Annotated in this window: 22 protein-coding genes and 1 pseudogene; 18 read left to right on the forward strand and 5 right to left on the reverse strand. The window is 58.2% G+C overall.

Annotated features, from left to right (window positions below):
• Positions 1-141, forward strand: a pseudogene (locus ACI2KB_RS28155) (cyanate hydratase); the annotation flags it as partial.
• Positions 142-240: 99 nt separating this feature from the next.
• On the opposite strand, the gene ACI2KB_RS28160 reads toward ACI2KB_RS28155, so the two are convergent.
• Positions 241-1143: a LysR family transcriptional regulator gene (locus tag ACI2KB_RS28160; protein WP_404640225.1), complete on the reverse strand. Its 903-nt coding sequence runs from the start codon at positions 1141-1143 to the stop codon at positions 241-243.
• Positions 1144-1246: 103 nt separating this feature from the next.
• On the opposite strand from ACI2KB_RS28160, the gene ACI2KB_RS28165 reads away from it, so the two are divergent.
• From ACI2KB_RS28165 to ACI2KB_RS28175, 3 genes are all read left to right on the forward strand, one after another.
• Positions 1247-2665 (forward strand): aldehyde dehydrogenase family protein, encoded by a 1419-nt coding sequence (locus tag ACI2KB_RS28165; protein WP_404640227.1) that lies wholly within the window; start codon positions 1247-1249, stop codon positions 2663-2665.
• Between the two features lie 173 nt (positions 2666-2838).
• Entirely contained in the window at positions 2839-3213 is a 375-nt protein-coding gene (locus ACI2KB_RS28170; protein WP_404640229.1) for a nuclear transport factor 2 family protein, read from the forward strand.
• Positions 3214-3299: 86 nt separating this feature from the next.
• Complete coding sequence (locus ACI2KB_RS28175) at positions 3300-4208, forward strand: LysR family transcriptional regulator (RefSeq protein WP_404640231.1); 909 nt, start codon at positions 3300-3302, stop codon at positions 4206-4208.
• A gap of 9 nt (positions 4209-4217) precedes the next feature.
• Here ACI2KB_RS28175 and ACI2KB_RS28180 read toward each other — a convergent pair whose 3' ends face one another.
• Entirely contained in the window at positions 4218-5156 is a 939-nt protein-coding gene (locus ACI2KB_RS28180) for a LysR substrate-binding domain-containing protein (RefSeq protein WP_404640233.1), read from the reverse strand.
• Positions 5157-5437: 281 nt separating this feature from the next.
• Between ACI2KB_RS28180 and ACI2KB_RS28185 the strand changes: the two genes are divergently transcribed.
• The 7 genes from ACI2KB_RS28185 to ACI2KB_RS28215 all read left to right on the forward strand — a co-directional run bounded on the left by ACI2KB_RS28185 (position 5438) and on the right by ACI2KB_RS28215 (position 14686).
• Positions 5438-6202, forward strand: coding sequence for an SDR family NAD(P)-dependent oxidoreductase (locus ACI2KB_RS28185; protein ID WP_404640235.1), 765 nt, complete (start codon positions 5438-5440; stop codon positions 6200-6202).
• 95 nt (positions 6203-6297) lie between these two features.
• On the forward strand, positions 6298-6753 hold the full coding sequence (locus ACI2KB_RS28190) for an SRPBCC family protein (protein WP_404640237.1): 456 nt from the start codon (positions 6298-6300) through the stop codon (positions 6751-6753).
• 172 nt (positions 6754-6925) lie between these two features.
• Positions 6926-7690 carry an SDR family NAD(P)-dependent oxidoreductase gene (locus ACI2KB_RS28195; protein ID WP_404640239.1) on the forward strand — a complete coding sequence of 255 codons (765 nt, stop codon included), beginning with the start codon at positions 6926-6928 and terminating at the stop codon, positions 7688-7690.
• 109 nt (positions 7691-7799) lie between these two features.
• On the forward strand, positions 7800-9488 hold the full coding sequence (locus ACI2KB_RS28200; protein ID WP_404640241.1) for a DUF1302 domain-containing protein: 1689 nt from the start codon (positions 7800-7802) through the stop codon (positions 9486-9488).
• 32 nt (positions 9489-9520) lie between these two features.
• Positions 9521-10894, forward strand: coding sequence for a DUF1329 domain-containing protein (locus ACI2KB_RS28205; protein ID WP_404640243.1), 1374 nt, complete (start codon positions 9521-9523; stop codon positions 10892-10894).
• Positions 10895-11159: 265 nt separating this feature from the next.
• Complete coding sequence (locus tag ACI2KB_RS28210) at positions 11160-12197, forward strand: WD40/YVTN/BNR-like repeat-containing protein (protein WP_404640245.1); 1038 nt, start codon at positions 11160-11162, stop codon at positions 12195-12197.
• Positions 12194-14686: an RND family transporter gene (locus ACI2KB_RS28215; protein ID WP_404640247.1), complete on the forward strand. Its 2493-nt coding sequence runs from the start codon at positions 12194-12196 to the stop codon at positions 14684-14686. The genes ACI2KB_RS28210 and ACI2KB_RS28215 overlap by 4 nt, the downstream gene beginning before the upstream one ends.
• A 158-nt stretch (positions 14687-14844) precedes the next feature.
• Here ACI2KB_RS28215 and ACI2KB_RS28220 read toward each other — a convergent pair whose 3' ends face one another.
• From ACI2KB_RS28220 to ACI2KB_RS28230, 3 genes are read right to left on the reverse strand one after another with little or no spacing between them, the layout of a single operon-like run.
• On the reverse strand, positions 14845-15654 hold the full coding sequence (locus tag ACI2KB_RS28220; protein ID WP_404640248.1) for an HpcH/HpaI aldolase/citrate lyase family protein: 810 nt from the start codon (positions 15652-15654) through the stop codon (positions 14845-14847).
• A 12-nt stretch (positions 15655-15666) separates the two neighbouring features.
• A complete protein-coding gene (locus tag ACI2KB_RS28225; RefSeq protein WP_404640250.1) occupies positions 15667-16827 on the reverse strand; it encodes an acyl-CoA dehydrogenase family protein in 1161 nt (386 codons plus the stop codon).
• A 55-nt stretch (positions 16828-16882) separates the two neighbouring features.
• Positions 16883-17710 carry a MaoC family dehydratase N-terminal domain-containing protein gene (locus ACI2KB_RS28230; RefSeq protein WP_404640252.1) on the reverse strand — a complete coding sequence of 276 codons (828 nt, stop codon included), beginning with the start codon at positions 17708-17710 and terminating at the stop codon, positions 16883-16885.
• 228 nt (positions 17711-17938) lie between these two features.
• Here ACI2KB_RS28230 and ACI2KB_RS28235 point away from each other — a divergent pair, with 228 nt between their 5' ends.
• The 7 genes from ACI2KB_RS28235 to ACI2KB_RS28265 all read left to right on the forward strand — a co-directional run bounded on the left by ACI2KB_RS28235 (position 17939) and on the right by ACI2KB_RS28265 (position 25163).
• The gene (locus ACI2KB_RS28235) at positions 17939-19135 is read left to right on the forward strand and encodes an acetyl-CoA C-acetyltransferase (protein WP_404640254.1); all 1197 of its coding nucleotides are present in this window, start codon (positions 17939-17941) and stop codon (positions 19133-19135) included.
• Between the two features lie 144 nt (positions 19136-19279).
• Positions 19280-20170 carry an MBL fold metallo-hydrolase gene (locus tag ACI2KB_RS28240; protein ID WP_404640256.1) on the forward strand — a complete coding sequence of 297 codons (891 nt, stop codon included), beginning with the start codon at positions 19280-19282 and terminating at the stop codon, positions 20168-20170.
• A 117-nt stretch (positions 20171-20287) separates the two neighbouring features.
• On the forward strand, positions 20288-21190 hold the full coding sequence (locus tag ACI2KB_RS28245) for a LysR substrate-binding domain-containing protein (protein ID WP_404640258.1): 903 nt from the start codon (positions 20288-20290) through the stop codon (positions 21188-21190).
• 253 nt (positions 21191-21443) lie between these two features.
• The gene (locus ACI2KB_RS28250) at positions 21444-22136 is read left to right on the forward strand and encodes a 3-oxoacid CoA-transferase subunit A (protein WP_404640260.1); all 693 of its coding nucleotides are present in this window, start codon (positions 21444-21446) and stop codon (positions 22134-22136) included.
• Positions 22137-22139: 3 nt separating this feature from the next.
• Positions 22140-22805: a 3-oxoacid CoA-transferase subunit B gene (locus ACI2KB_RS28255; protein ID WP_404640262.1), complete on the forward strand. Its 666-nt coding sequence runs from the start codon at positions 22140-22142 to the stop codon at positions 22803-22805.
• A 13-nt stretch (positions 22806-22818) separates the two neighbouring features.
• Complete coding sequence (locus ACI2KB_RS28260; protein ID WP_404640264.1) at positions 22819-23703, forward strand: acyl-CoA thioesterase; 885 nt, start codon at positions 22819-22821, stop codon at positions 23701-23703.
• A gap of 170 nt (positions 23704-23873) precedes the next feature.
• A complete protein-coding gene (locus tag ACI2KB_RS28265) occupies positions 23874-25163 on the forward strand; it encodes an MFS transporter (protein WP_404640266.1) in 1290 nt (429 codons plus the stop codon).
• Positions 25164-25170 lie beyond the last annotated feature (7 nt).

The raw sequence follows: 25170 nt of genomic DNA on the forward strand, positions 1-25170 counted from the left end.
CTGGTTCACGAGCAGTTTGGTGACGGCATCATCAGCGCGATCAACTTCAAGATGGACATCAAGAAAGTCGAAGACCCCGAAGGTGGTTCCCGCGCGGTGATCACTCTGAACGGCAAGTTCCTGCCTTACCGGCCTTTCTGATTGGCCTGCATGCCGCAGTGTCCGGCGCGTACCGGGCGCTGCCATGCCGACCAATCGCTTGTTGCACGTCGGCTCAGAACATCTGTTGTGCGCACGTTTTTAAAGATTGGCGCGGCGTTGCTCATGAATAAGATCGATCAACGCCCGAAGCCCGACCGGAATATGCCGGTGACCTGCGTAATAGAGCGATAAGCCTGGTAAAGGACTCGCCCAGCGCTGCAACACCTCGATCAAACGCCCTTCATTGATGTCTTTCTCTACATACCACCGTGGCAGTTGCGCAAGCCCAAGTCCATCTCTTGCGGCCTCCCGCATCAGCAGGGGCGCGTCCAGAATTAGCGACCCAGCTACCTCCACCGTCACGGTCGCGCCTTCTTGTACAAATTCCCACGGTGAGGCAATGCCACTGGGATACCGCGCGCGAATACAGGGTAGGGTTTTCAGGTCTTCCAGGCACGTGGGCCGGGTGTGGGTGGAAAAGTATTGCGCAGATCCCACCACGGCAATCGGGATGCTGTCGGTGATCGGGACTCGAATCATGCCACTGGCGACGCGAGAACTCAGGCGCAAACCCGCATCGAACCCATCCGCGATGATGTCCACCAGCTTTTCCTGAGTCGAGATCTCCAGCGTCATGGCTGGATAGCGCGCCATGAACGTGCGCATCAGAGGCTGGAATAACATCAGCGCAGCACCGAGGGAGCTATTCAATCGCAAGATCCCGGTGGGCTCGGGCTTCTGTTCCTGAAGCGATGCCATGGCCGCGTTGATGCTCGCGACGGCGGGCCGTATTTGTTCTACAAAGCGTCGCCCTGCATCAGTAAGCGAAACGCTGCGGGTGGTGCGATGAAACAGACGTTCGCCCAGCCGTGCTTCGAGCCCCCTGAGGGCATTGCTCACGCCGGTAGTCGACATGTTCAGCTCGACCGCGGCCGCGCGAAAATTCTGCTTGTTCGCCACCGCGAGGACGACTTCCAGTTCAACGAGGCCGTGCTTATACATTGTCCTGATTTTCCAGATAGTCCATCCGTATTTGAACTCATTATTTCGATTCCCTTCAACTGTTAGATTCGAACCTCTACAGCGTTTAAGGAGGACATTCGAGATGTGGAATGTAGACCAAGCCTATATCGACGGCGCATTCGCTCAGGTTCACGGTACTGAACGGGTGCCAGTCATCAATCCGGCATCCGAACAGATCATCGGCCATGTCACGCTTGCCAACCGTGCCGACGCGACCCGGGCAATCGAGGCGGCCATGCGCGCTCAAGGCACATTAGCGTCGTTCAGCAAGGCGCAGCGCATCGAGATGCTGAACGCCTTGCAGCAGGCTGTGCTGTCGAACTCGGATCAGATTCGCGATTCAGCCATCGAGGAGTACGGCGGTGTGTTCGCTCGCACCCAGTGGGTCAGTCAATACGCTGCCCAGTGCTTCGAAAATTCAGCGCGGTTGCTTGAGCGATACGAGTTCGTCAAAAAAATCGGCGATGCTTCGGTGATCATGGAGCCTATAGGGGTGGCGGCATTGATTGCCCCCTGGAACAGCGTTGCCGGGACAGTCTGCAGCAAATTGGCTTCAGCCATCGCGGCGGGTTGCACGTCGGTGATAAAGCCCAGCGAGCTCAGCCCGCTCCAGACTCAAGTGCTGGCCAACGCCCTTCATCAGGCAGGACTGCCCAGTGGGGTGTACAACATACTGCTGGGACGCGGCCACGAAGTTGGCGACGAACTGACGCGCCACCCGGGTATCTCCAAAATATCGTTCACCGGCTCCACGTCCACCGGCAAGAACATCGCGCGTGCGAGTGTCGACACGATGAAGCGTGTGAGCCTTGCGTTAAGCGGCAAATCCGCGATGGTGTTGCTGGCCGACGCTGATCTTGCGACAGCCATTCCGTTGGCCCTGAACGCTGCGTTCATGAACAACGGTCAAGCGTGTGTTGCAGGCTCTCGGCTGCTGGTGCCACGAGCACGTCTAGATGAGGTGGTCCGCTGCGTACAGGCCTGCGTCAAGACGATGCGGGTAGGAGATCCGCGCAACCCTGCGACGGTCATCGGGCCGGCGGTGTCTCTGGTGCACTATGAGCGCGTGCAAGGCTTCATACGACGAGGTCTGGAGCAGGGTGCAACGTTGGTCGCTGGTGGAGAAGGCCGGCCTGAAGGGCTCAAGCGCGGCTATTTCGTGCGCCCCACGGTCTTCGCCAACGTCAGCGAGGACATGGACATTGCACGAGAGGAAATTTTCGGACCGGTGTTGTGCATCATGGCCTACGACTCGCTGGACCAGGCCATTGCCATGGCCAACCGCAGCGATTACGGCCTGCAGGCTTATGTCTTTTCCAACGACTTGGACATGGCGCAGCAGGTGGCCTCACGCCTGGAGGTCGGGACGGTCCTCGTCAACCGCTGCACGACCGAATTGCTGGCACCCTTTGGTGGGCGCAAGCAATCCGGGGTAGGGCGCGAGTTCGGATTATCTGGCATGGAGTCCTTTCTGGAACCGAAGACCGTCCTGGCCAGTTGATGCGCCCTGGTTGGAAGGCGTGAGATTGGCGTAGACCCGGTCCCAGGCATTCGCCAGATTGGTGCGCCAGTGCAACATGCTTTGGTGATTTTGCAGTATTGCCATGAGTGGAGGCAGAAAATAGAGTCAGTTCATACAAAAACAACAACGAGAGTGACCTCATGACTTTTTCAATGAAAAAAATGTTCGACTGCATTGATAGCCAGGATCTGGACGGATTTTTAGAACACCTGGCCGATGATGCTGTGTTCAGATTCGGCAATTGGCCTAGCATGAAAGGCAAAGAGGCCATTCGCGCCGGCACGTTGGGGTTCTACTCACAGATCCAGTCACTTCGCCATGAGATGACCGGCGAGTGGATCACCGGCAACGTGACCATCATCGAGTTCGACAGCTTCTACAAACGCCATGACGGCGTCATCGTGAATGTGCCCTGCTGCGTGGTGCTGCGCTTCAACGCCGAGCGTCTGATCGAAGACTATCGCATCAATATCAACCTAGGGCCGGTGTTCGCCGAGACCCCCGAACCTCACCTCGTAGCTGCCTGATCGCTTCGGCGTCATGTGCCTCTGTGTGCGAAGCGACTGTCCCGTCGCGGCGTGCGCAGGGGGGGGAGAGTGTGCAGGGCGCTGAGATGAAAGATCTAAATCTGCTGTATGTCTTCGAAGCGATCTGGCGTGACCACTCGACCTCTATCGCCGCACAGAACCTGGGCGTCACCCAATCGGCTGTCAGCGGCAGTCTCAAGCGTCTGCGCCAGACCTACGGGGATCGGCTGTTCACCCTGGTTGGGCGTCGCATGGAGCCTACGCCTTTCTGTGTGCAGATCGCCGCGCCTTTGCTCGAATCGCTCGAACTGATCAGAAACGCGCAAAGCCAGATGGTCGAGTTCGACCCAAAGCTGTGCCGCAAGACCTTCACCTTCAGGATGCTCGACGTGGGGGAGGTCGTGTGCCTCCCCCCCATCCTCAAGCGCTTGGCGAATCAGGCGCCATTGGCAAGATTGAATACTGTTCGCGGCGCCATGGATGAAACCCTCGCAGGTCTGGCCACCGGCAGGGTGGACATAGCATTGGGCTATCTGCCGTCTTTGCAGACCGATATCCATCGTTTGCCGGTGTTCTCCCAGCACTATGTCTGTGCGATGCGACGCCATCACCCATTGGCCGAACAGCCTTTAGGCCTTGATGAGTATCTGGCCAGCGATCATTTGGTGGTCGAAGCGGGGGGCACCAGTAATCAGGCCCTTGAGCGTGCGCTGGTGGATGCCGGTGGCAGATCGTGCATCAGAATGCGAGTGCCGCATCACCTGTCCAGCGCGCATCTGGTATTGCAGAGTGACATGCTGTGGACCTTGCCCAACGCCTTGGGCAAAACTCTTGCGCAGTTCTATCCCCTAGTCATCAAACCGCTGCCGTTACAGGTCCCGTCGTTCGAAATAGATCTTTACTGGCATGACCGTTTTCACCGCGATCCGCTGAACAAGTGGTTGCGAGAGATGGTCAGTGGTGTGCTCAAGAGTCAGCAGGCGGAGTGGCAGTGATTGCGGCGGTCATTGCGCCGCTTCTTTGGACAGAGTGCCTGCTCGGATGAGTTCTGGCAGATGCAGCCCCAGATAATCGATCACGCTGCGTACTGAGGGCAGCATGCCTTTGGGTTTCGGGTACACCAGGTGAATCAGGTGCGATGGTCCAGCCCATGAGGGCATGACTGTTTCCAGTGTGCCAGCACGAATCGCGTCCACCACGATCGGCTCGGGCAGCATGGCGATTCCCAGGCCATTGAGCGCCGCATCCAGCTGCATGCTCAGATCATCTGATATCAGGCATGGGGTGTGAGCCAGAAGAATTTCATGCTGCTGCGGATCGTGCAGCAGCCAGCGACCGGCCCCGTCGTGCATGTCGGCTGGAAGGCAAAGTGTAGGCAGCCCGGACAACGCCTTGATCGAAGTCGGACGTCCCAGGCTCTGCAGCAGGGCAGGGCTGGCCACAAGAATCCGCCTGGCTTTTCCCAGCGTCCTGGCAACCAGCCCCCCGGTGTCTTCGATATGAGTCAGCGCTCGCAGTGCGATGTCTATGCGTTCTTCGTACAGGTCTACCTCGCGGTCAACGGCAGTGACCTCCAGCCGCACCTTTGGAAAAGCCAACATGTAACTCGGAAGCAAGGGGGAAAGGTAAGCGCGCGCCATCAACTGTGGGCAGCTCACGCGCACAAGTCCCACAGGCTCGCGACGCAGGTGCTCGATACTCTCGAATGCCGTTTGCGCGCCGTCCACGACCGCCTGGCTCAAATTGTAGAAATGTTGTCCGGCTTCGGTCAGAGAGACTTGCCGAGTCGTACGGTGCAACAGGCGGGCACCCAAATGTTTTTCCAATAATGCGATATGACGGCTGAGCAAAGTTTTTTCTATCCCGCTTGCCCTGGCCGCCGGTGAGAATCCACCGTGCCTGACTACCAGTACGAAGTAGTAAAGATCGTTCAAGTCATTCATGAGAGGCCTCTGTTTTTATTATCGACTTTCGTGCCCCGCTCAGGCTTGGCGAACCGAATGATACACAGGTTATTGGTGCATGGACGCAACAGTCTTTAGCGAATTCCTCGTCTAGTCACAGGTAAGTGCGCTGCTTAAAGTTCAGGCGTCACTTCTCTATCACCGGGAAGCGACCATGAAAAAATGGCAGTCATGGTTAGGGGCGAGCGACGCTACGCAGGGCGTGCATCGCTGCCTTTTAACGAGATGAATAACAAAAATGTGGCCAATGGAAGCATGTCATGAGCGAGTTAACGCAACGCAATATAATGGTCACCGGTGCATCTGGCGGCATTGGTCAAGCGTCTGTTATTGCACTGGCAGCGGCCGGTGCGAGAGTGATCGTACTGGACCGAGATATCGCCGGGCTTGAAGATCTGGTTGAAAGCGTGCTGGCCAATGGCGGCGCGATCCATGCCATTCCCTGTGATGTAACCGATGAGCAGGTCGTGGCTTCTGCCGTTGCAGAGGTGGTCACAAAGTTTGGTGTCCTGCATGGTGCTTTCAACAACGCCGGTATCGAACAAAGTCATCTCCCCCTTCACGAAATCTCGGCCGATGCCTGGCATCGCATCATCGACGTCGACCTGACGGGTGTCTTTTTCTGCATGAAACATCAGATCCGCGCCATGCTCGCAAGCGGCGGCGGTTCGATCGTCAATACTGCTTCTGCGTTGGGGGCCGTTGCCATTGCAGCGGCCTCGGATTACATCGCCGCCAAGCATGGGGTGCTGGGCCTGACCAAGGCCGCAGCCGTCGATTACGGGCCGCACAATATCCGCGTCAATGCCATCCTGCCGGGCATCATCGAAACGCCGATGATTCTTCGTCTGAGCCAGGAAGACAACTTCGCCAACCAGTTTCAGGCATTGCGTGAACGCCATCCCATCGGTCGCTTTGGCAAGCCTGAAGAGGTGGCCGCGGCTGCTCGCTGGCTGCTGTCCGATGCCTCAAGTTTTGTGACCGGTACCACGCTATCGGTAGACGGCGGATACCTCGCCATTTGAACCCTCTGCCCGATTCCCCATCGATTCGGCTAGAGCAGCACGTAATCACAAGGCATCGGTGATTGCGAACTTGAACAATAACAAAGGTGAGTCACATGATTAACGTGAGCAAGCGGCTGGAAGTCAATCCGGCAGGTGAAATCAAGCTGAGCCGTGCACAAGTCTGGGAAGGCCTGGTGCAAAAAGCCCGTAATCCGATCGGTTATGTCAAACCCATGGAAAACTGTGAACTGGTGGAAGAAGCGCCGGGGGGCAGCCCTTTCATTCGCGAAGTTCGTCTGCATGGCGAGACGTTGCAGGAGTTGATTACCTTGTTTCCGCAGGAGCGCGTCGAGTTTGTACGTCTTTCAGGCGGCGCGCGCGGCATTATCAAGAATATTATTGAAGAAGAAAACGGGACATTATTTCTGCGCTTCACCTTTACCTTTTCGTTAGAAGGCGTTCAAGCGGGCAGTGCCGAAGAAAAGGCATTCGCTGAGGGCATGGAAAGTTCTTACCTGGAAGCCGTCAACACGACCTTGGGCAAGATCCGAACACAAAGTGCCGCTTGATAGCGTCATTCTGCATTCATTAAAAGTTGAACACATCGCGCGGATAACGATGAACGTGCGAATTTAAAATGACGTGAGTCGTGTGCGATGTTTTCTCTCAGCCTGCGGTTATTCCTGGCTAACGCTCGTAAGTTCTGAAACACCGATTGACTGTCCATGTAAGGAGTAAGTCATGAGTGATCGTCTAAAAGGCAAAGTTTGCATCATCACCGGTACGGGTGGGTCGATGGGACGTGCTGCCGCCTTAATGTTTGCCCGTCAGGGCGCCAAAGTCGTTGGCTGCGACATCCACCCCGAGTCAGCTGAAGCGACGATGGTCCAAGTCAAAGCCGCCGGTGGGGAAATGGTGTCGATGAATCATTGCGATTTGACTGACACGGAGCAATGCAGGGCACTGGTGGATCTGGCGGTGACCAGTTATGGCCAAGTGGATGTGTTATTCAACAATGCCGCGATGGCGTATTTCGGCTGGATCGACCAGATTTCCGATGCCGATTGGCACAAGACGATTGATCAGGAGTTGAACCTGGTCTTCCATCTGGTGCGAGCGGCATGGCCAGAACTCATCAAGCGTCCCGGCGCTTCGATCATCAATACCGCTTCTGTTTCCGCGTGGTCGACTTACAAGATGTTGCCCGGCATTGCCCATTCGGCTGCCAAGGGTGCGATTCTCGCCATGACTCGCCAACTGGCGATGGAGGGGCGTGTATACGGTCTTCGTGCCAACACTGTTTCCCCTGGATTGATTGAAACAAAGCAGACGCTCCCGCTCTTGCAAGATCCTGAGTGGGTCGAAGTAATGGTCGGAAAAATCATGCTCGGGCGTATTGGTAAACCTGAAGAGGTCGCCGCTACCGCCCTGTTTCTTGCATCCGATGAAAGCTCTTTCATTACCGGTGCTGACATCAAGATTGATGGAGGAACGACGGCCTGGTAGGGCGCTTAATAAAACAGCTTTGCGGAAAGCTGAGCAATACCCCCATGACATGCGACAAACAGTTTCTTCCTGATCCAATGCACTTATAAAAACTAAGTTGGTGAAGAACATGACACCTAGAACAATAACAACGACTGCAGATGCTCTGGCGTGCACGACCCAGCAAGAGTTCACTCATCAATACCGTGCGGTGGCGTACGCGGTCATCACCGCCATAGCGACTTTCGGCACACCGATGGCGCGAGCGTTCGAGTTCAATACCGGCATCGAGGACTTGAAAGTACGCTGGGACAATACGCTCAAGTACAGCGCTGCGTGGCGGGTCAAAGATCAGTCTTCGAAACTGACTGGCGATGCCAACCAGGACGACGGTGACCGTAACTTTGACAAAGGCTTGATTTCCAACCGCGTCGATATTCTTTCCGAGCTCGATGTGACCCGCAATAACGTCGGGATGCGGCTCAGCGGTGCCGGCTGGTATGACTCTGTCTATAACCAGAGCAACGACAACGATTCGCCGTTCACCAACAACTCGACCTCCGCGTCATACGACCATTTCACCTCCGATACCCAAAAGCTGCATGGTCGCAAGGCAGAGCTGCTGGACGCGTTCGTTTTCGGTAAAACCGACATCGGTGACATGCCGGCGACCCTTCGCGTCGGTCAACATACCGTGTTGTACGGGGAAAGCCTCTTTTACGGCGCGAACGGCATCGCGGGTGGTCAGGCACCGACTGACATCGTCAAGCTACTTTCGGTGCCGGGTACACAGTTCAAAGAACTGGTTCGACCGGTACCGCAGATATCCGGCCAGCTCCAGCTACGCGACAATCTGGCCCTGGGCGCTTACTACCAGCTGCACTGGGAAAAGGACCGGCTGCCGGCAGCGGGCAGTTATTTCTCCACCGTGGACCTGCTCGATGACGGCGGCGACAGCATTCTGGCCGGACCCGGCAGCCGCTTCATTCGCGGCAAGGACAAGGACGCCAAGGACTCAGGCCAGTTCGGTCTGCAACTGCGCTGGCGCCCGGAAAACATTGACGCCGAATTTGGCCTTTACGCCATTCAATACAACGCGAAAAGTCCGGTGGTTCATACCCATCTGAGCCCTGCATTCGCGCCAACCACTTATGAGCTGGTGTACCCCGAAGACATCAGGGCAGTAGGCGCCAGCTTCAGTACCACCGTCGGCGATACCAACGTTGCCGGGGAGTTCTCGGTGCGGGACAACATGCCTCTGGTGCCCGCGGCCGGGGCGGTCACCGTGTTCCCGGGGCAGGAAGCCAGCAACGGTAGCCATCCTCTGTATCCGGTTGGCCGGACCGCCCATGGGCAGGTGTCCTGGATCGGTCTGCTCGACGCAGGCCCGCTCTGGGAGGGCGGCAGCTTTATCGGGGAAGTCGCCTGGAACCGTCGCTTGAGCGTGACCAAAAATGCCGATGCGCTGGACCCCAACTCAACCCGCGACGCCGGCGCCATCAGGATGATCTTCGAACCGGCCTACTACCAGGTCCTTGATGGCGTAGACCTGACGGTGCCGATCGGCGTGGGCTATGGCCTGTTCGGTAAGTCTTCGGTGATCAACCCGGGTTTCAGTGTCAACCACGGCGGTGACTACAGCATTGGTGTGAAGGCCGACTACCTGAAAACCTGGAAATTCAGCCTCGTCTACACCGGCTTTTTTGGAGGGGAGGGGACCAGCGTAGAACCGGCCAACTCGCCCGTTCAGGCCTACTCGTATGGCCAGTCTCTCAAGGACCGCGACTTCATCGCGTTCTCAGTCCAGCGTTCGCTCTAGCTATAACAACAAGCCGAGCAGGAGATCTCAAAATGCAAGCGAAACACACCCTGTTATGCCTCGCGATGTGGAGCGCAGTCTTTTCTGCACCCCACGTTCTGGCCGCCGTTTCCGCTGATGAAGCCGCCGCGCTGAAAAGTACATTGACACCCATGGGGGCTGAAAAAGCCGGGAACAAAGACGGCTCGATCCCTGCCTGGACGGGTGGCTACACAACAGTCCCTGCCGGGTACAAGAATGGCGACTCCCGACCTGATCCGTTCGCCAGTGAAAAGCCGCTGTACAGTATCACCGCCAAGAATATGGACACCTACGGTGACAAACTCAGCGACGGCATCAAGGCGATGTTGAAGAAGTATCCGGACAGCTATCGCCTGGACGTGTACCCGACTCACCGGACCGCTGCCGCGCCACAGTGGGTGTACGACAACACATTCGCCAACGCCACACGGGCGAATCTGAAGGATGGCATCTGGGTCGATGGCGCCTACGGCGGGGTTCCGTTCCCGATCCCCAAGAACGGCGCGGAGGCCATGTGGAACCACAAGCTGACATGGGTGGGCGAGGCCACGTCCTACGCCTTCAACAACTATGTCGGTACTCCGGATGGCAAGCTTGTGTTGTCGGTGCGCGGCTACAACAAGGCGATGTACCCGTACTACAAAAAAGATGGGTCGCTTGAGACCTTCAAGGGCCAGACAGAGTTGCTGCGCGTCTGGATGACCGATCCACCCATCAAGAACGGCGAGCAGTTCGTGCTCATCGACTCGGTGAACAAACCCCGTCAGGCATGGCAGTACTTGCCGGGTCAGCGTCGTGTGCGCAAGGCGCCGACGCTGGGCTATGACACGCCGTCCGATGTCAACTCGGGTATGGAGTACTACGACGAGTCCTACATCTTCCTTGGCGACCTGGACCGCTATGACTGGAAGCTGGTGGGCAAGAAAGAGCTGTACATCCCCTATAACAACAACAAGTTCCTGCAGAAAGATGTCTCGATCGACAAGCAGTTGATGCCGCACCACATCAACCCGGATTCAACTCGCTGGGAGCTGCACCGCGTGTGGGTGGTGGAAGCGAACCTTGCACCGGGCAAGCGGCATGTGGTGCCCAAACGTCGTTACTACCTGGACGAAGACACCTGGGGCGCTGTACTGGCTGACGGTTGGGATGGTCAAGGCCAGTTGTGGCGTACCCAGATTGCGTTGCCTTTCCTGATGATGGACGGGCCATTCGTATTCCCGAACATTCAATGGTCGACCCACAACCTGCAGACAGGCGGCTGGAGCGGTGTGGGCGCTACGAACTGGAGCGATCCTTCCTACACCTATCACTTCAAGATGTTGAACGACGTCAAGACCGCGGACTTCACGCCCGAAGCCATGTCCGGCGAGGGTGTGCGATAAACCGGCCCCTGACCTGGAGCCCCGTGCAGGTCTCCAGGTCAGTCGTCGCTAAGCGCCACATTGCTTGTGCGCAACGCGTGCAATACAGCGGTGGCGAGAGCGCCGCTACACGGCGGGCGTCAGGCCGACGCCCTATCTGACAGGCTAATGGGTAAGCGTCGCGAGCCACGTCAGATAAAAATTATAAGAATGGTGGAGAAGGTCTATGCGTGCGAATCGAGTGGTCTGTGCTGTCATCACAGCCGCGTGTTTATGGAGCGGCGCCTTGACTGTCCAGGCGTCGGTGCCTGGTGTCCTGGAGCGACCTGCCCAGCTCTCCCCACACGCTCAAAACGCGGTCCTGATCGCGGTCACTGCAACGTCCGCACGTCTGGTGGCAGTCGGCGAGCGAGGCATCGTGGTGTTATCGGACGATAACGGTTTGACCTGGCGGCAGGCCAATGTGCCCGTGAGTGTGACCCTGACAGCGGTGCAGTTCCTCAACGACCAGGACGGCTGGATCGTGGGACACGGCGGCGTGGTTTTGCGCAGCCAGGATGGTGGAGAAAGCTGGACCAGGCAGATGGATGGCTTGTCACTGGCGCAGTTGCTGGTGCGGGCTTCCCAAGAGCGCCAGCAGAGCAAGGATGCAGATCCGGATGAACTGGAACGCGAAGCCAAGGCTGCGCAACTGATGGTCAAGGACGGCCCTGACAAACCTTTCCTGGATGTCCACTTCGTTAACGAACGCACCGGGTACATCATTGGGGCTTACAACCTCATCCTGCGTACCGACGATGGTGGCAAGACCTGGCAGCCATGGCAGTCCCACGTCGACAACCCTATGGGCCTGCACCTGTACGCCATAGGAGGGGGCGCTGCGAATCTTTATCTGGTCGGTGAGCAAGGCAGCGTGTTCCGCTCCAGCGATGATGGCGGCACCTTCGTTGCGCTGGAAACCCCATACCAGGGCAGCTATTTCAATCTGCTTGTCGATTCAAATGACCAACTGATCATCGCCGGCCTGCGGGGCAGTGCTTACCGCACCGATGACAGTGGCACGAACTGGACCCGAATCGATATTCCCTCTGGCGCGTCGATCACAGGCAGCGTGCAGCTCAAGGATGGCCGCCTGGTGCTGGTCAATCAATCGGGGCAACTGCTGGTCAGCCAGGACAAGGGCAACAGTTTTCAACTCTCGCCGCTCAAACAACTCTCGCCGCTTGCGGGCGTCACACAATCGGCTGATGGCAGCCTGATCGTGGTCGGCGTGCGTGGCGTCACCACCATCAGCCTGGCCAGCGTTACCGGGAGCGCGAAATGAAAGCAGATACCCCGTCCCACACTCAACCCCCCATCTGCAGCCTGGAAGACTTCGACAAGCGCTCAGGATCATGGGTGGAGCGCTTGTTCTTCAACAACCGCCTGATGGTGTTAGCTGTCTGCCTGCTGGTGACGGTGGTGCTGGCGTTCGAGGCGACGAAGCTGGAGCTCAATGCCGACTTCGAAAAGATGATACCCACCAGCCATCCCTACATCGCCGAATACCTCAAGCACAAAGGTGACATGAAGGGCTTCGGCAACGCAGTGCGAATTGCCGTGCAAGCCAAGGATGGAACCATCTTCACCCCGGCTTATCTTGAAACCCTCAAGGCACTCAACGACGAGGTGTTCCTGATGCCCGGCGTGGATCGGCCTTTCATGAAGTCTCTGTGGACGGCCAACACCCGCTGGCTGGGTGTCACCGAAGACGGTCTCGATGGCGGTCCGGTGATTCCGGACAACTACGACCAGTCACCTGCGAGCATTGCCCAGACCCGCACCAACCTGGAGCGCTCAGGCGACGCCGAACAACTGGTGGCTTCAGACTACAAATCGAGCATCATTTTCGTCCCGTTGCTGGACACCAACCCGGCCACCGGCGCGGCGCTGGATTATCGCCAGCTTTCAGATCAGCTTGAGGCTCTGCGCGAGAAGTACCGCGCTCAGGGTGTCGAGTTGCACATCACCGGCTTCGCCAAAGTGGTGGGCGACTTGATCGAGGGCGTCCGTCAGGTCCTGATGTTTTTCGTCTTGACCATCATCATCGCAGGGGCTGCGGTGTACTGGTACACCCGCTGCATCCGTAGCACGCTGCTGGTGGTAGCCACGTCGCTGGTGGCCGTCATCTGGCAGCTGGGTCTGCTTCCGTTGCTGGGCTTTGAACTGGACCCGTATTCCATACTCGTGCCGTTTCTGGTGTTCGCCATCGGCATCAGCCACGGTGCGCAGAAAATGAATGGAATCATGCAGGATGTCGGCCGCGGCATGCACAAGCTGGTGGCTGCGCGCTACACCTTCCGGCGACTGTTTCTGGCCGGGTTGACCGCCTTGCTCTGCGATGCAGTCGGTTTTGCGGTGCTGCTGGTGATCAATATTCGCGTGATTCAGGAGTTGGCAATTACCGCGAGTATCGGCGTTGCGGTACTGATATTCACCAACCTCATCCTGTTGCCTGTGCTGTTGAGTTTTACCGGTGTCAGCGCACGCGCAGCGCAGCGCAGCATGCGTGATGAGGCGGGGGAGGCCTCAGGTATCCAGAAACATCTGGTATGGCGGTTTCTGGATCTGTTCACCGAGCGCAAGTGGGCGGCAGTCGCGGTAGTGGTATCGCTGATCCTGGGCGTGGGTGGCTTCATGGTGAGCCTGCATCTGAAGGTCGGTGATCTGGACCCTGGCGCGCCGGAACTGCGCAGCGATTCGCGCTATAACCTGGACAACACATTCATGGCCAACGCCTATTCGGCAAGCAGCGATGTGCTGGTGGTGATGGTAGAAACGGCGAATGACCAATGCACCTCATACAAGACCCAGGCGATGGTCGATGCGCTGGAATGGGAGCTGCATGACGTTGTCGGTGTTGAAGGCACCAACTCCTTGCCCTTGCTCAGCCGCCGTATCACGGTCGGGATGAACGAAGGCAACCCGAAGTGGTACGAGCTATTGCCCAACCAATGGACCCTCAACACGGTCGCGAACCGCACCCCACGGGAAATCTTCAACCAAGGGTGCAATCTGCTGTCGCTGTTCGTCTATCTGCAGGACCACAAGGCGGATACGCTGACCCGTGTGGTGGACAAGGTTGAGGCCTTTGCCGCCAAGAACAATACTGCTGAGGTGAAGTTTCTGCTCACAGCGGGTAACGCCGGCATCGAGGCCGCGACCAACATCGTCGTCAAGAAGGCCAGTCACGAGATGTTGCTCTGGGTCTATGGCGCGGTGATTCTGCTGTGTTTCATCTCTTTCCGCTCTTGGCGGGCGGTCGTTTGCGCGGTGGTGCCATTGGCGCTGACGTCGATTCTGGCCGAAGCGCTGATGGTTATGCTGGGCATGGGCGTGAAGGTTGCGACACTCCCGGTCATTGCACTGGGGGTGGGGATTGGCGTGGACTATGCGCTGTACGTATTGACGATCGTCCTGGGGCAACTGCGTCAGGGAGCCAGTTTGTCCGAGGCGTATTACCGAGCACTGACCTTTACCGGCAAAGTGGTGATGCTCACCGGCGTTACGCTGGCGCTGGGTGTCGCTTCATGGGCGTTTTCGCCAATAAAGTTTCAGGCCGATATGGGTATTCTCTTGGCGTTCATGTTCATCTGGAACATGCTGGGGGCGCTCATTCTCCTGCCCGCGCTGGCGTATTTTCTTTTGCCGCAAACCAGTGTTGCGCAGGGCGGGGCAAACCATGCAAATACGCTCGTCAAAGGCCTGGGCACGACCACTGATGACGCGCGGTGCCCTGCGCGTCAGTGCTCTTCGCAGGCGATGAGCCTGTGACGGATCTTGTATCCGTTGCGGCTCGCCGTCCGGGCCGCTTGTTCGTTTATTGAGTTCGCTCCCGTTTTCAATGACCCATTCGGCGTTTCGGATGGGTTTTTTTTGGCCAAAAAAAGGGCGACACTTTCGTGTCGCCCAGGTGTTTTGTCAGAGGTCGATCATTCACGCAACGCCAGCAAACGGTGAGCACGTGCGATCACCGGGGCGTCGACCATTGCGCCATCGAGCCTGAATGCCCCTCCGCCGTCACTGGCAGAGATGACTCTCTGTGCCCAGTCCAGCTCCGCTTCGCTGGGGCGCAGGGCGGTGTGGACCACCGCCACCTGCTTGGGATGGATGCACAGCAGGCCCGAAAAACCCATGCCTGCGGCCAGGCGTGTCGCGTGATCGAGCCCGGCATCGTTATCGATGTTCGGGAATACGCTTTCGAGTGGCATCGCCAGCCCGGCCAGGCGGCTATGCAGGATCAGCTCGTAACGCACATGATCGAGCATACGCTCTGCGCCAGAGCTGCCTTCGATCATGGCCAGGTCAAGTCCTAGGTCAAGCCGGCCATAGGTCAATAGCAACACGCCTGCAGTCTTTGCGAGGGAGGGAAGGGCCTCAAGCCCCAGCGCGCTTTCAATGATGGGCATGACCGGCTTGCCAGTGTTGGCGGCTTTCTCAACTTGAGCCCGGCACTCGGCCTTAGGCAACACGATGCCATCGACGCCGCTGTGACGACAGGCCTCAAGGTCGCGGTCATGCTGGTCATGACCAGCCTGGTTGGTGCGCACCCAAACCCGCGCTTGCGGAGTCTGATCGAGAAACGCGAGCAGGTTTTCCCGCGCCTGCGCTTTCTGGCTTTCTTCGACGGCGTCTTCGAAGTCCACGATGACAATGTCGGCGCCACTGGACAAGGCTTTGGCAAAGCGCTCAGGGCGGTTGCCCGGCACAAACAGTGCCGAGCGTAATGTTTTATGTCTCATTGAATATCTCGCTTAGAACGAGCGTGGCAGTTCGAGTAGGTGCTCGGCGACGTAGGAAAGAATCAGGTTGGTGGAGATCGGCGCGACCTGATACAGACGGGTCTCGCGGAATTTGCGCTCCACGTCGTACTCGTTGGCAAAGCCGAAACCGCCGTGGGTCTGCAGGCAGGCGTTGGCTGCTTCCCACGACGCCTTGGCCGCCAGATACTTGGCCATGTTGGCCGCCGCACCTGCGTTCTTGCCGCTGTCGTATTCTTCGCAGGCGCGCCAGCGCATCAGGTCCGCCGCTTCGATCTCGATATGCGCTTCGGCAATCGGGAACTGCACGCCCTGGTTCTGCCCGATCGGACGACCAAACACCACACGATCGCGGGCATAGGCCGCGGATTTTTCGATGAACCACCGGCCATCGCCAATGCACTCGGCGGCGATCAGGGTGCGCTCGGCGTTGAGGCCGTCGAGGATGTACCTGAAGCCTTTGCCTTCCTCACCGATCAGGCTACTGGCAGGCAATTCGAGGTTGTCGAAGAACAGCTCGTTGGTCTCGTGGTTGACCATGTTGGCGATGGGCTGAACGGTCAGGCCGTTGCCGATGGCTTCACGCAAATCGACCAAGAAGATCGACATGCCTTCGGATTTCTTCTTTACCTCGGCCAGCGGCGTGGTGCGCGCCAGCAGGATCATCAGGTCCGAGTGCTGGATGCGCGAGATCCAGACCTTCTGGCCGTTGATCACGTACTTGTCGCCCTGTTTGACGGCGGTGGTCTTGATCTTGGTGGTGTCGGTGCCGGTGGTCGGCTCGGTCACGCCCATCGATTGCAGGCGCAACTCGCCGCTGGCGAGCTTGGGCAGGTAGTAGCTTTTCTGCGCGTCGCTGCCGTGACGCAGCAGGGTGAACATGTTGTACATCTGGCCGTGAATGGTGCCGGAATTGCCGCCACAATGATTGACCTCTTCAAGGATCAATGACGCCTCAGCCAGCCCAAGACCGGAACCGCCATACTCTTCGGGGATCATCGCCGACAGCCAGCCAGCTTCGGTCATAGCGGTGACAAACGCTTCAGGAAAGCCTTTATCTTCATCGATCTTGCGCCAGTATTCGGCCGGAAACTCGGCACACAGGGCGCGTACGCCTTCGCGAATGGCATTGAGTTCTTCGGTGTTGTAGGACATCGGGTGTTTCCTCGCAATAGGTGCCCGCAACGCTGGCGGGCGCATCGTGTACAGATCAGTCGAAATAAACTTCGGCGCGTTGACACAAGCCTCTGGCGTTACTTGCCCACAGTTCTGCGACGCCGGAATTGATGTGCTGCCCCCCCACTTGAAACGCATCGGGAGCGATGAGCGGGCGTAATCCGCGAAAGGCAAAGCGCCGCACACGGGCCAGAGGATTGGCGTGGACAAAAGCCGCCAGGCAAAGGGTTGCGGTCAGCGGCCCGTGCACCACCAGATTGGGATAGCCTTCAACTTCCGTGACGTAAGGCAAGTCAATGTGGATGCGATGGGCGTTGAAGGTCAGGGCCGAGTAGCGAAACAACAGAACTGGACTTGGGACAATGTTTTCGACCCAATCGGATTCGGGAACCAGCTCCCCCATGCTCAGCTTGGGTGGACTTGGCTCGCGATAAACGATGTCTTGCTCCTCACTGATGCACAGCTGCTCTTGCTGCCAGTACTCATGAAACAGCGTGACGAACAGGAGAGATCCGCTGTCGCCGGTTTTCTCGGTAATCTTTTCGATTCGAGTCCGACGGGTCGCAGACCCGCCTACGCGCAAGGGATGATGAAAGCTCAGGCGCCCACCCGCCCACATGCGGTTGCGTCCATGGGCAGGGGGCATGAAACCGCCTAAGGCCGGGTGGCCGTCTGGCCCTAGATCGCTGGTATTGGCCGGGTCCAGGAAGAAGCACCAGTGCCATAGCCACGGCAACTCGTCGCCTGCCTTCGGCACTGGCGCGTTAAAGGTGGCGGCGATGCGTTGGATCAGGTTGTCGCTGAGCTGTTCTTGTACTTCCAGAGTACGTCCCAGCCATTGGGATGGATCGAAGCTGAGCATGTCGTGCATCCATTGGAGTTATGCGCGCATCATGCAAGCCGTCTGCGAGGGGGAGGAATTCGATTTTGCAGAAGACAGTTTCAACCAAAGACTAAACCACCCGGCTGCACGTGCGCGCCCCCAGGTCATTAGCCCCGGCGAAAGGCCGCCTTTCGCGATACAAAATTGCAGCGAGGCCGACCGACCAACCATGCTGGACACATTGCTCATCATCGAGGTTTGGCTGCAATGAAAGACGCGCTGATCGTTTCTCCACTTCGCACGCCCATCGGCAAGTTTGGCGGAGCGTTGGCTCCATTGACCGCCGATCAACTGGCTGCACAGATGATCCAGCAACTGCTGGCGCGTGTTTCAATTGCGCCGCAAACGCTGGACGAAGTCATCGTCGCGCAATCCTATTCCTCCAGTGAGGCGCCCTGCATGGGACGCTATGCGGCGCTGGCAGCGGGGTTGCCTATCGAGGTACCTGGCTACACTCTGGACCGTCGTTGCGGTTCGGGGCTGCAAGCTGTCATCGACGCTTCGATGCAAGTACAGACAGGCCATGCACACGCCGTGCTGGTGGTGGGTGTCGAAAGCATGAGCAACATCGAGTACTACAGCACGGACATGCGCTGGGGAGCGCGAGCGGGCAGCGTGCGTTTTCATGACCGCCTTGAGCGTGGCCGCGAGCGATCACAACCTGTGGAGCGCTTCGGTCACATCTCCGGCATGCCCGAGACCGCGGATAATCTGGCCAGAGACTACGGCATCACCCGTGAGCAAGCGGACAGTTTTGCGGTGCGAAGCCACTTGAATGCGGCCGCCGCCTGGCGCGAAGGGCGATTTGCCGACGAGGTTATTGCCGTGGACGTTCCTGGCAAGCGCAACAGCGTAAACCGCGTGGAGATGGACGAGGGCATTCGCGAGGACGCCAGCGTGGAAACCATGAGCCAGCTGCGGTTACTGCGCCCGGAAGGTGTCTGTACTGCGGGTAATTCCAGTCAGCAGAACGATGCTGCTGCTGCCTGTCTGGTGGTCTCGGCTGAGTACGCTGCGCGTCACGGGCTTACGCCAATCGCGCGACTTGTGGATTGGGCCGCTGCAGGTTGCGACCCTTCGCGTATGGGCATCGGTCCGGTTCCCGCTACAGCCAAGCTGCTTGCGCGCACCGGCCTTACCCTGGACGACCTGGATTTGATCGAGGTCAATGAAGCTTTCGCCGCCCAGGCGCTGGCGGTTCTCAAGGCCTGGGACTTGAAAGATTTCTCCAGAGTCAATGTCAACGGATCGGGGATTTCCCTTGGCCACCCCATTGGCGCCACTGGTGTGCGCATCATGACGACGTTGCTTCATGAACTGCGACGTCGCGAAGCGCGTTACGGGCTGGAAACCATGTGTATCGGTGGTGGGCAAGGACTGGCGGCCCTGTTCGAACGGCTCTGATAAACCCTGGCGCCAACGGGTCTTAGCGAAGTGTTAACAGGATCTTAACGAGAAACCAAAAGCGCCCATGGCAACCATGGGCAGATAATTCGAAGGACGTCGGCGATTGCCGCACACTAACAAGAACTGATGAGGTGCAATGCGATGATGCAGTCCCGCATGATCGGCGACATTAAAGTGACGCGTATCCTTGAGTACGCAGGTCCGACCCATGATCCAGCATTCCTGTTTCCAAAGATGGAAGCTGGAGTGTTGCAGGAGCACAGGGGCCTGATGGCGCCCAATCACTGGATCGAGCACATGAACAAGCTGTTGGTGACGATCCAGTTTTGGGTGGTTCATGCCGGCAGCAACATCATCGTGATCGACACCGGCGTCGGCAACTTCAAACCTCGCCCCGGTATTGCGCGGATGAACATGCTCAACACGCTGGTGCGCGAGTGGATGATCGCCGCCGGTGCCCCTCCTGAGAAGGTGACCCATGTGGTCATCACCCATTTGCACTCCGATCATGTCGGCTGGAACACCACCTGGCAGGATGGCCGCTGGGTGCCGACCTTCCCCAATGCGAACTATTACTTCCCCAAAGATGACTTTGACTTCTGTTATCAGGGCAAGAACAAGGAAGCGGGGGTGATCGATGTGTTTGGCGAGTCGTTTTTCGACAGTGTCATGCCGATCGTTAACGAAGGGCTGGCGAAGATGATGTTGCCTGGCGAGGAGATCGCCGACTGCCTGCAAGTCGAGGCCGCGCCTGGTCACAGCCCGGGCCAAGTGACCTTCCGCGTGCGCTCTCAAAAGGAAGAGGGCATCTTTTGCGGCGACATTCTCCATAGTCCCATCCAGATCGTGCGTCCCGACATCAACTCCGGGTACTGCATCTGGGAAGATATTGCGCGCAAGACGCGCCTGGACTTCCTCAATCGCGCCGCCGACAGCGAAGCGTTGATCATGCCGGTGCACTTCGGTGAACCACATTGCGGATTCATCCGGCGTCAGGGCGACGGGTTTGCTTTCGAACCTTCTCACTGGTGATCAGCAGAGCTCCCCGGCGGCAATCGCGAGGCCGTTGGGGAGCCGCCTAGGAGCGCCCCTAGCCAGACACAATGCCTGCGGGTACAGTTCGTTTCTACCGGCAAGAAGTTCCTCCTCATGGCGATGCATTTCGATATCACTGATTTCCGCTTGTTCATCAATATTGCGGAGACCAGCAGTCTGACGCGCGGTGCCGAGCGCTCGTTTCTCTCTGTGCCTGCCACCAGTAACCGCATCAAAAACCTCGAAGAAAATCTGGGTATCCGATTGCTCGAGCGCTCGCCGCAAGGTGTGACCCTGACCAATGCTGGCAAAACGTATCTGCAGCATGCCCGGGTAATCCTTTCCCAACTGACGATGCTCACCGGTGATCTGCAGCAGTACACCGATGGCCTCAAGGGCCAACTGCGGTTGCAGGCCAACACCACAGCCGTTACCGAATACCTGCCGCCTGTGGTCGGTGATTACTTGATCAGCCATCCCGATGTGCACATCGACATGCGCGAGCGGCTCAGCGATGACATCGTCCGTGCGGTGCGCGACGGCAGTACCGATCTTGGCATCGTTTCAGGCAGCGTCGTGACCGATGGTTTGCAGAGCGTACCGATCGTGTCGAGTCGCTTGATGGTCATTGCTCCTCTGGGGCATCCGATCCTTGAACAACAGGAGGTATTCTTCAAGGATGCGCTCAATTACGCCTTCGTCTCACTGCTGGAAGGCAGCGCGATCAACGTTTTTTTGAGCCGTGCCGCCGCCTCGCTGCACCTGCCATTGACCATTCGTGTGCAGGTCGCCAGTTCTGACGCTATCTTTCGCATGGTCGAGGCAGGCGCTGGTATCGCGATCGTGCCTCAGGCCAGCTATGACCGCCTCAAGGACAGGCAAAAGATTGGCGCATGCCAACTGGTCGATCCGTGGGCGCTGCGCACGTTCCAACTGTGCGCCCAGGACTTCGACAGTCTGTCGACTTTCGCCCGGGAGTTCGCCGATTGCCTGATCGCGCGCTATCGCGCCGACTGATCGCACACGCAAACCGGAACACCACCTACCTTCTTCAAGCCTGGATGCGTCGCCGGCATCGGTGACGCTGCGCACTCATGGGTATCGATCCTCGCCTGACGGGCTATTTAATCGAGCGTTAATTCGTCCTTTCGAAGTCCGAAATTGTGGCCGAAGGAGCACGCTGGCAATCTCGTTCCTACGCGGGGTACCGCCTTGCGCACTGCGAGCCAGTCTTATGCCTGGCCAAAAGAACGAATAAGGAAGGGTCGCGATGATCAATAAGTTGTTACCGAGCCCCGCTCAAGCGCTGGCGGATATTCCCGATGGAGCTGTTGTGGCTGTTGGCGGTTTCGGCGGGGCTGGTATGCCCGACGACTTGATTCAGGCGCTGATCGCCCAAGGAGCCCGTAACCTGACGCTGGTGAGCAACAACGCAGGGCAGGGCGATATTGGTTTGGCCGCGCTGCTCAAGACCGGCCAGGTGCGCAAGATCCTGTGCTCCTACCCGCGCATGGTGGGTTCCTACGTGTTCGAAGAGCTCTACCGGGCGGGCAAGATCGAGCTCGAAATCGTCCCGCAGGGCAATCTCGCCGAGCGCCTGCGCGCCGCCGGTTGCGGCATCGGGGGTTTCTATACGCCTACAGGCTACGGAACGTTGCTGGCCCAGGGCAAGGAAACCCGCCTGATCGATGGACGCCACTATGTGTTCGAGTCCCCGATTCATGTCGACTATGCACTGATCAATGCGCAGGCCGGGGACCGCTGGGGCAATCTCGTTTATCGCAAAACCGCGCGCAATTTCAGCCCGGTGATGGCCATGGCTGCCCGTAACACCATCGCATCGGTCGGCCGGGTGGTTGAGCTGGGTGAGCTTGATCCCGAGCACGTCGTCACACCAGGCATTTTTGTCAAACACATTGTTCAACGCACAGCTGTGCCGTTGACTCAGCATCAGGTTGGGTGAGCTATGGATAAAGAAACGCGCAATGCAATGGCGATCAGGGTCGCGCGTGACATCCCTGAAGGCGCCTATGTCAATCTGGGTATCGGCCTTCCTACCTTGGTGGCGAATCATTTGCCAGAGGACAAGGACATTTTCCTGCACAGTGAAAACGGTGTGCTTGGCCGTTGGGTGGCCGCGCCCAGTGGTGAAGAAGACTGGGACATGATCAACGCCGGGAAAGAGCCTATCAAACCGTCCCCAGGCGTTGTGTTCTTTCATCACGCCGACTCGTTCGGGATGATGCGCGGTGGCCACCTCGATATCTGCGTGCTGGGGGCATTTCAGGTGGCTGCCAATGGAGACCTTGCCAACTGGCACACCGGTGCACCTGACGCAATACCGGCCGTAGGCGGCGCCATGGACCTGGCCATCGGCGCCAAGCGTATCTTCGTGATGATGGATCACTTGAGCAAGGACGGGCAGAGCAAGTTTTTGGCGGCCTGTACCTACCCGCTGACCGGCCTGGGCTGTGTCAGCCGCGTCTATACCGATCTGGCGACACTGGAATTGACGCCTGAAGGGGTGAAGGTTCTGGAGTTGGTGGGGGGCATCACTCCCGAATGCTTGCAGGAAATCACCCCCGTGCCGCTGGACATGAGCGCCATCACCCAGCCGTCGACGGCTGCCTGACAGGATGTCTGCCGTGGCGCTTTACGGGTCTTTGCCTTCCTGGGACCAGCGGGATTTGGCCGAACTGCTGACCTTGGACTCGGATGGACAAAATCGCTTTCGTAGCCACGTCTGCGATATCAATGTTCACGGCGAGGTCTATGGCGGGCAATTGCTCGCGCAGGCTTTGTGGGCGGCTGCTCAAAGCGTTCGCGCCCGCAGTCCCAGTGTTCTGCAGATGACTGCGCTGCAAGCAGCGCACACCCGCAATGCTGTGGAGTTCAGTGTGGAAACGCTGCAGGACGATTCGCGCTTTTCGTATCGACACGTTTATGGCGTGCAGGGTACTGGCCTGATCTTCAGCGCGAGTGTCGCTTTCAAGCAGCCCGAGCGAGACTTGAGGCAATCCTCGCGATTCGACGTTCAGGTGCCGGATCCGGAAAGTCTGCCGACCCTTGACCAGATGGTCCCCAGTCACGACCGCAGGTCAGCCTGCTTTCAATTGCGTTTTACGGGTAACAAGGTACTGGATGTCCGGCCAATCCACGCTCAGGCCTCAGAGCTCACACAGACAGGGCCTGGCCTAGAGGGCTACTGGATACGCCTGAGTGAGGCTTTGCCGGATGAAGGATGTTTGCACCACGCGGCACTGGCTTACATGTCCGAGTGCTGGCTCACTAATTTGTCGCCCATCGCGCCTGCCGGCCTTGATCGTTCGCCTCTTTTTTCCACCCGAAAGCTCAACCATAGCCTGTGGTTCCACAGCGCCGATATCAACGCCAATGACTGGTCATTGTTCCTCCATGACCCTGTCAGAAACGATGGTGTGAGGGATCTTGTGACCACACGTATTTATCGACGCAACGGTCAACTGCTGGCCAGCCTGACTCAGGACATCCTGATGTCTCTGCAGGGCTGAAGGGGGGCTGTTCGACAAATCAAAAGAGGGGCTTTCGTAACGGGAAATGGGCGAACCCCTGAAACTGACGCATGCTGCGTAAGCCGACTCACAAGCTGCCCGGCGGCGTTATCTAATGCGCTGGTGACCTGACCGCAGTCGCCACTCCAATAACAAGAAGGACGTGCAAAATGTTTGATTGGTACAGGGCAGGTTCGCCTCGCGAACGCAAAACCTTCTGGGCATGCTTTTCCGGCTGGGCGCTGGATTCGTATGACATGCAGATGTTCAGCTTCCTGCTTCCAACCATCATCGCACTTTGGGGGCTGACCAAGGCAGAAGCCGGGATGGTCGGTACAGCCGCGCTGCTTTCGGCCGCTGTGGGCGGGTGGATCGCCGGTATCCTGAGCGACCGCTACGGCCGTGTACGCCTGCTGATTTTCTCCATCATCTGGTTCACGTTCTTTGGCGTAGTGGCAGGTTTTGCCCAGAACTTTGAGCAGTTGCTGATCGCGCGAACGCTCCAGGGTTTTGGCTTTGGCGGGGAATGGGCCGTAGGCGCCGCATTGATGGCCGAAGTGATCAAGCCTGCGCACCGTGGTCGCGCCATGGGCTTTGTGCAGTCCGGATTCTCCTTGGGCTGGGCCGGCGCTGTGTTGATCATCACGGTGATTCTCGCTTCGTTCCCGCCTGAACTGGCATGGCGGGTGGCTTTCTGGTTCGGAGTCGTACCTGCGCTGGTCGTGCTGTACATCCGCCGCCATGTTCAGGACTCGGACGCTTTCGTTCAGGCGCTCGCCAGCCCGGCACCCAAAGCATCGGTATGGACCGTCTTCCAGACTCAGTATGTGAAGCTGACGATGCTTTCGAGCATTCTGGTGATCGGTCTGCAGGCCGGCAGCTACGTCATTCTGGTCTGGATACCCTCGTTGCTCAAGGAGCGCGGGGTTGAGTCAGGTTCTTTGATTGCCACGATCCTGGTCATGGCTGCAGGGTGCTTCGCCGGGTTTGCCAGCACGGCCTATCTGGCCGACAGGCTCGGCAGGCGCCCGACGTTGATCCTGCTCTCGCTTGTCTCCTGGGTGGTCACCGTCACTTACATGTTCATCCCGCTCAACCCGTTGATCACCCACATCATGGGTTTTCTGGTGGGCTTCGCAGCCATCGGCATGTACGCCGCGCTTGGGCCGTTTCTGAGCGAATTATTCCCAACCCATGTTCGTACCACCTGTATGGGTTTTTCTTACAACGTCGGCAAATCTCTGGGCGCAACCGCCATCACCGGTGTGGGTCTGCTATCAGGACACGTCGGTCTGGCGCAGGCCATCGGCATTTTCTGCCTGGCTGCCTATGCCATTTCCGTCATCGCTTTGCTGCTTCTGCCCGAGACCAAAGGCATCAGCATCCAGGAGCTGGACGCGCAGGACCCGAACGCGTCCGTCCACGAAACCTCATCTCCCAAGAACCCGAAGACCGCCTGACGAGCGC

This window comes from Pseudomonas sp. NPDC088444 (genome assembly GCF_044900175.1).
In the GTDB taxonomy this organism is placed as follows: domain Bacteria; phylum Pseudomonadota; class Gammaproteobacteria; order Pseudomonadales; family Pseudomonadaceae; genus Aquipseudomonas.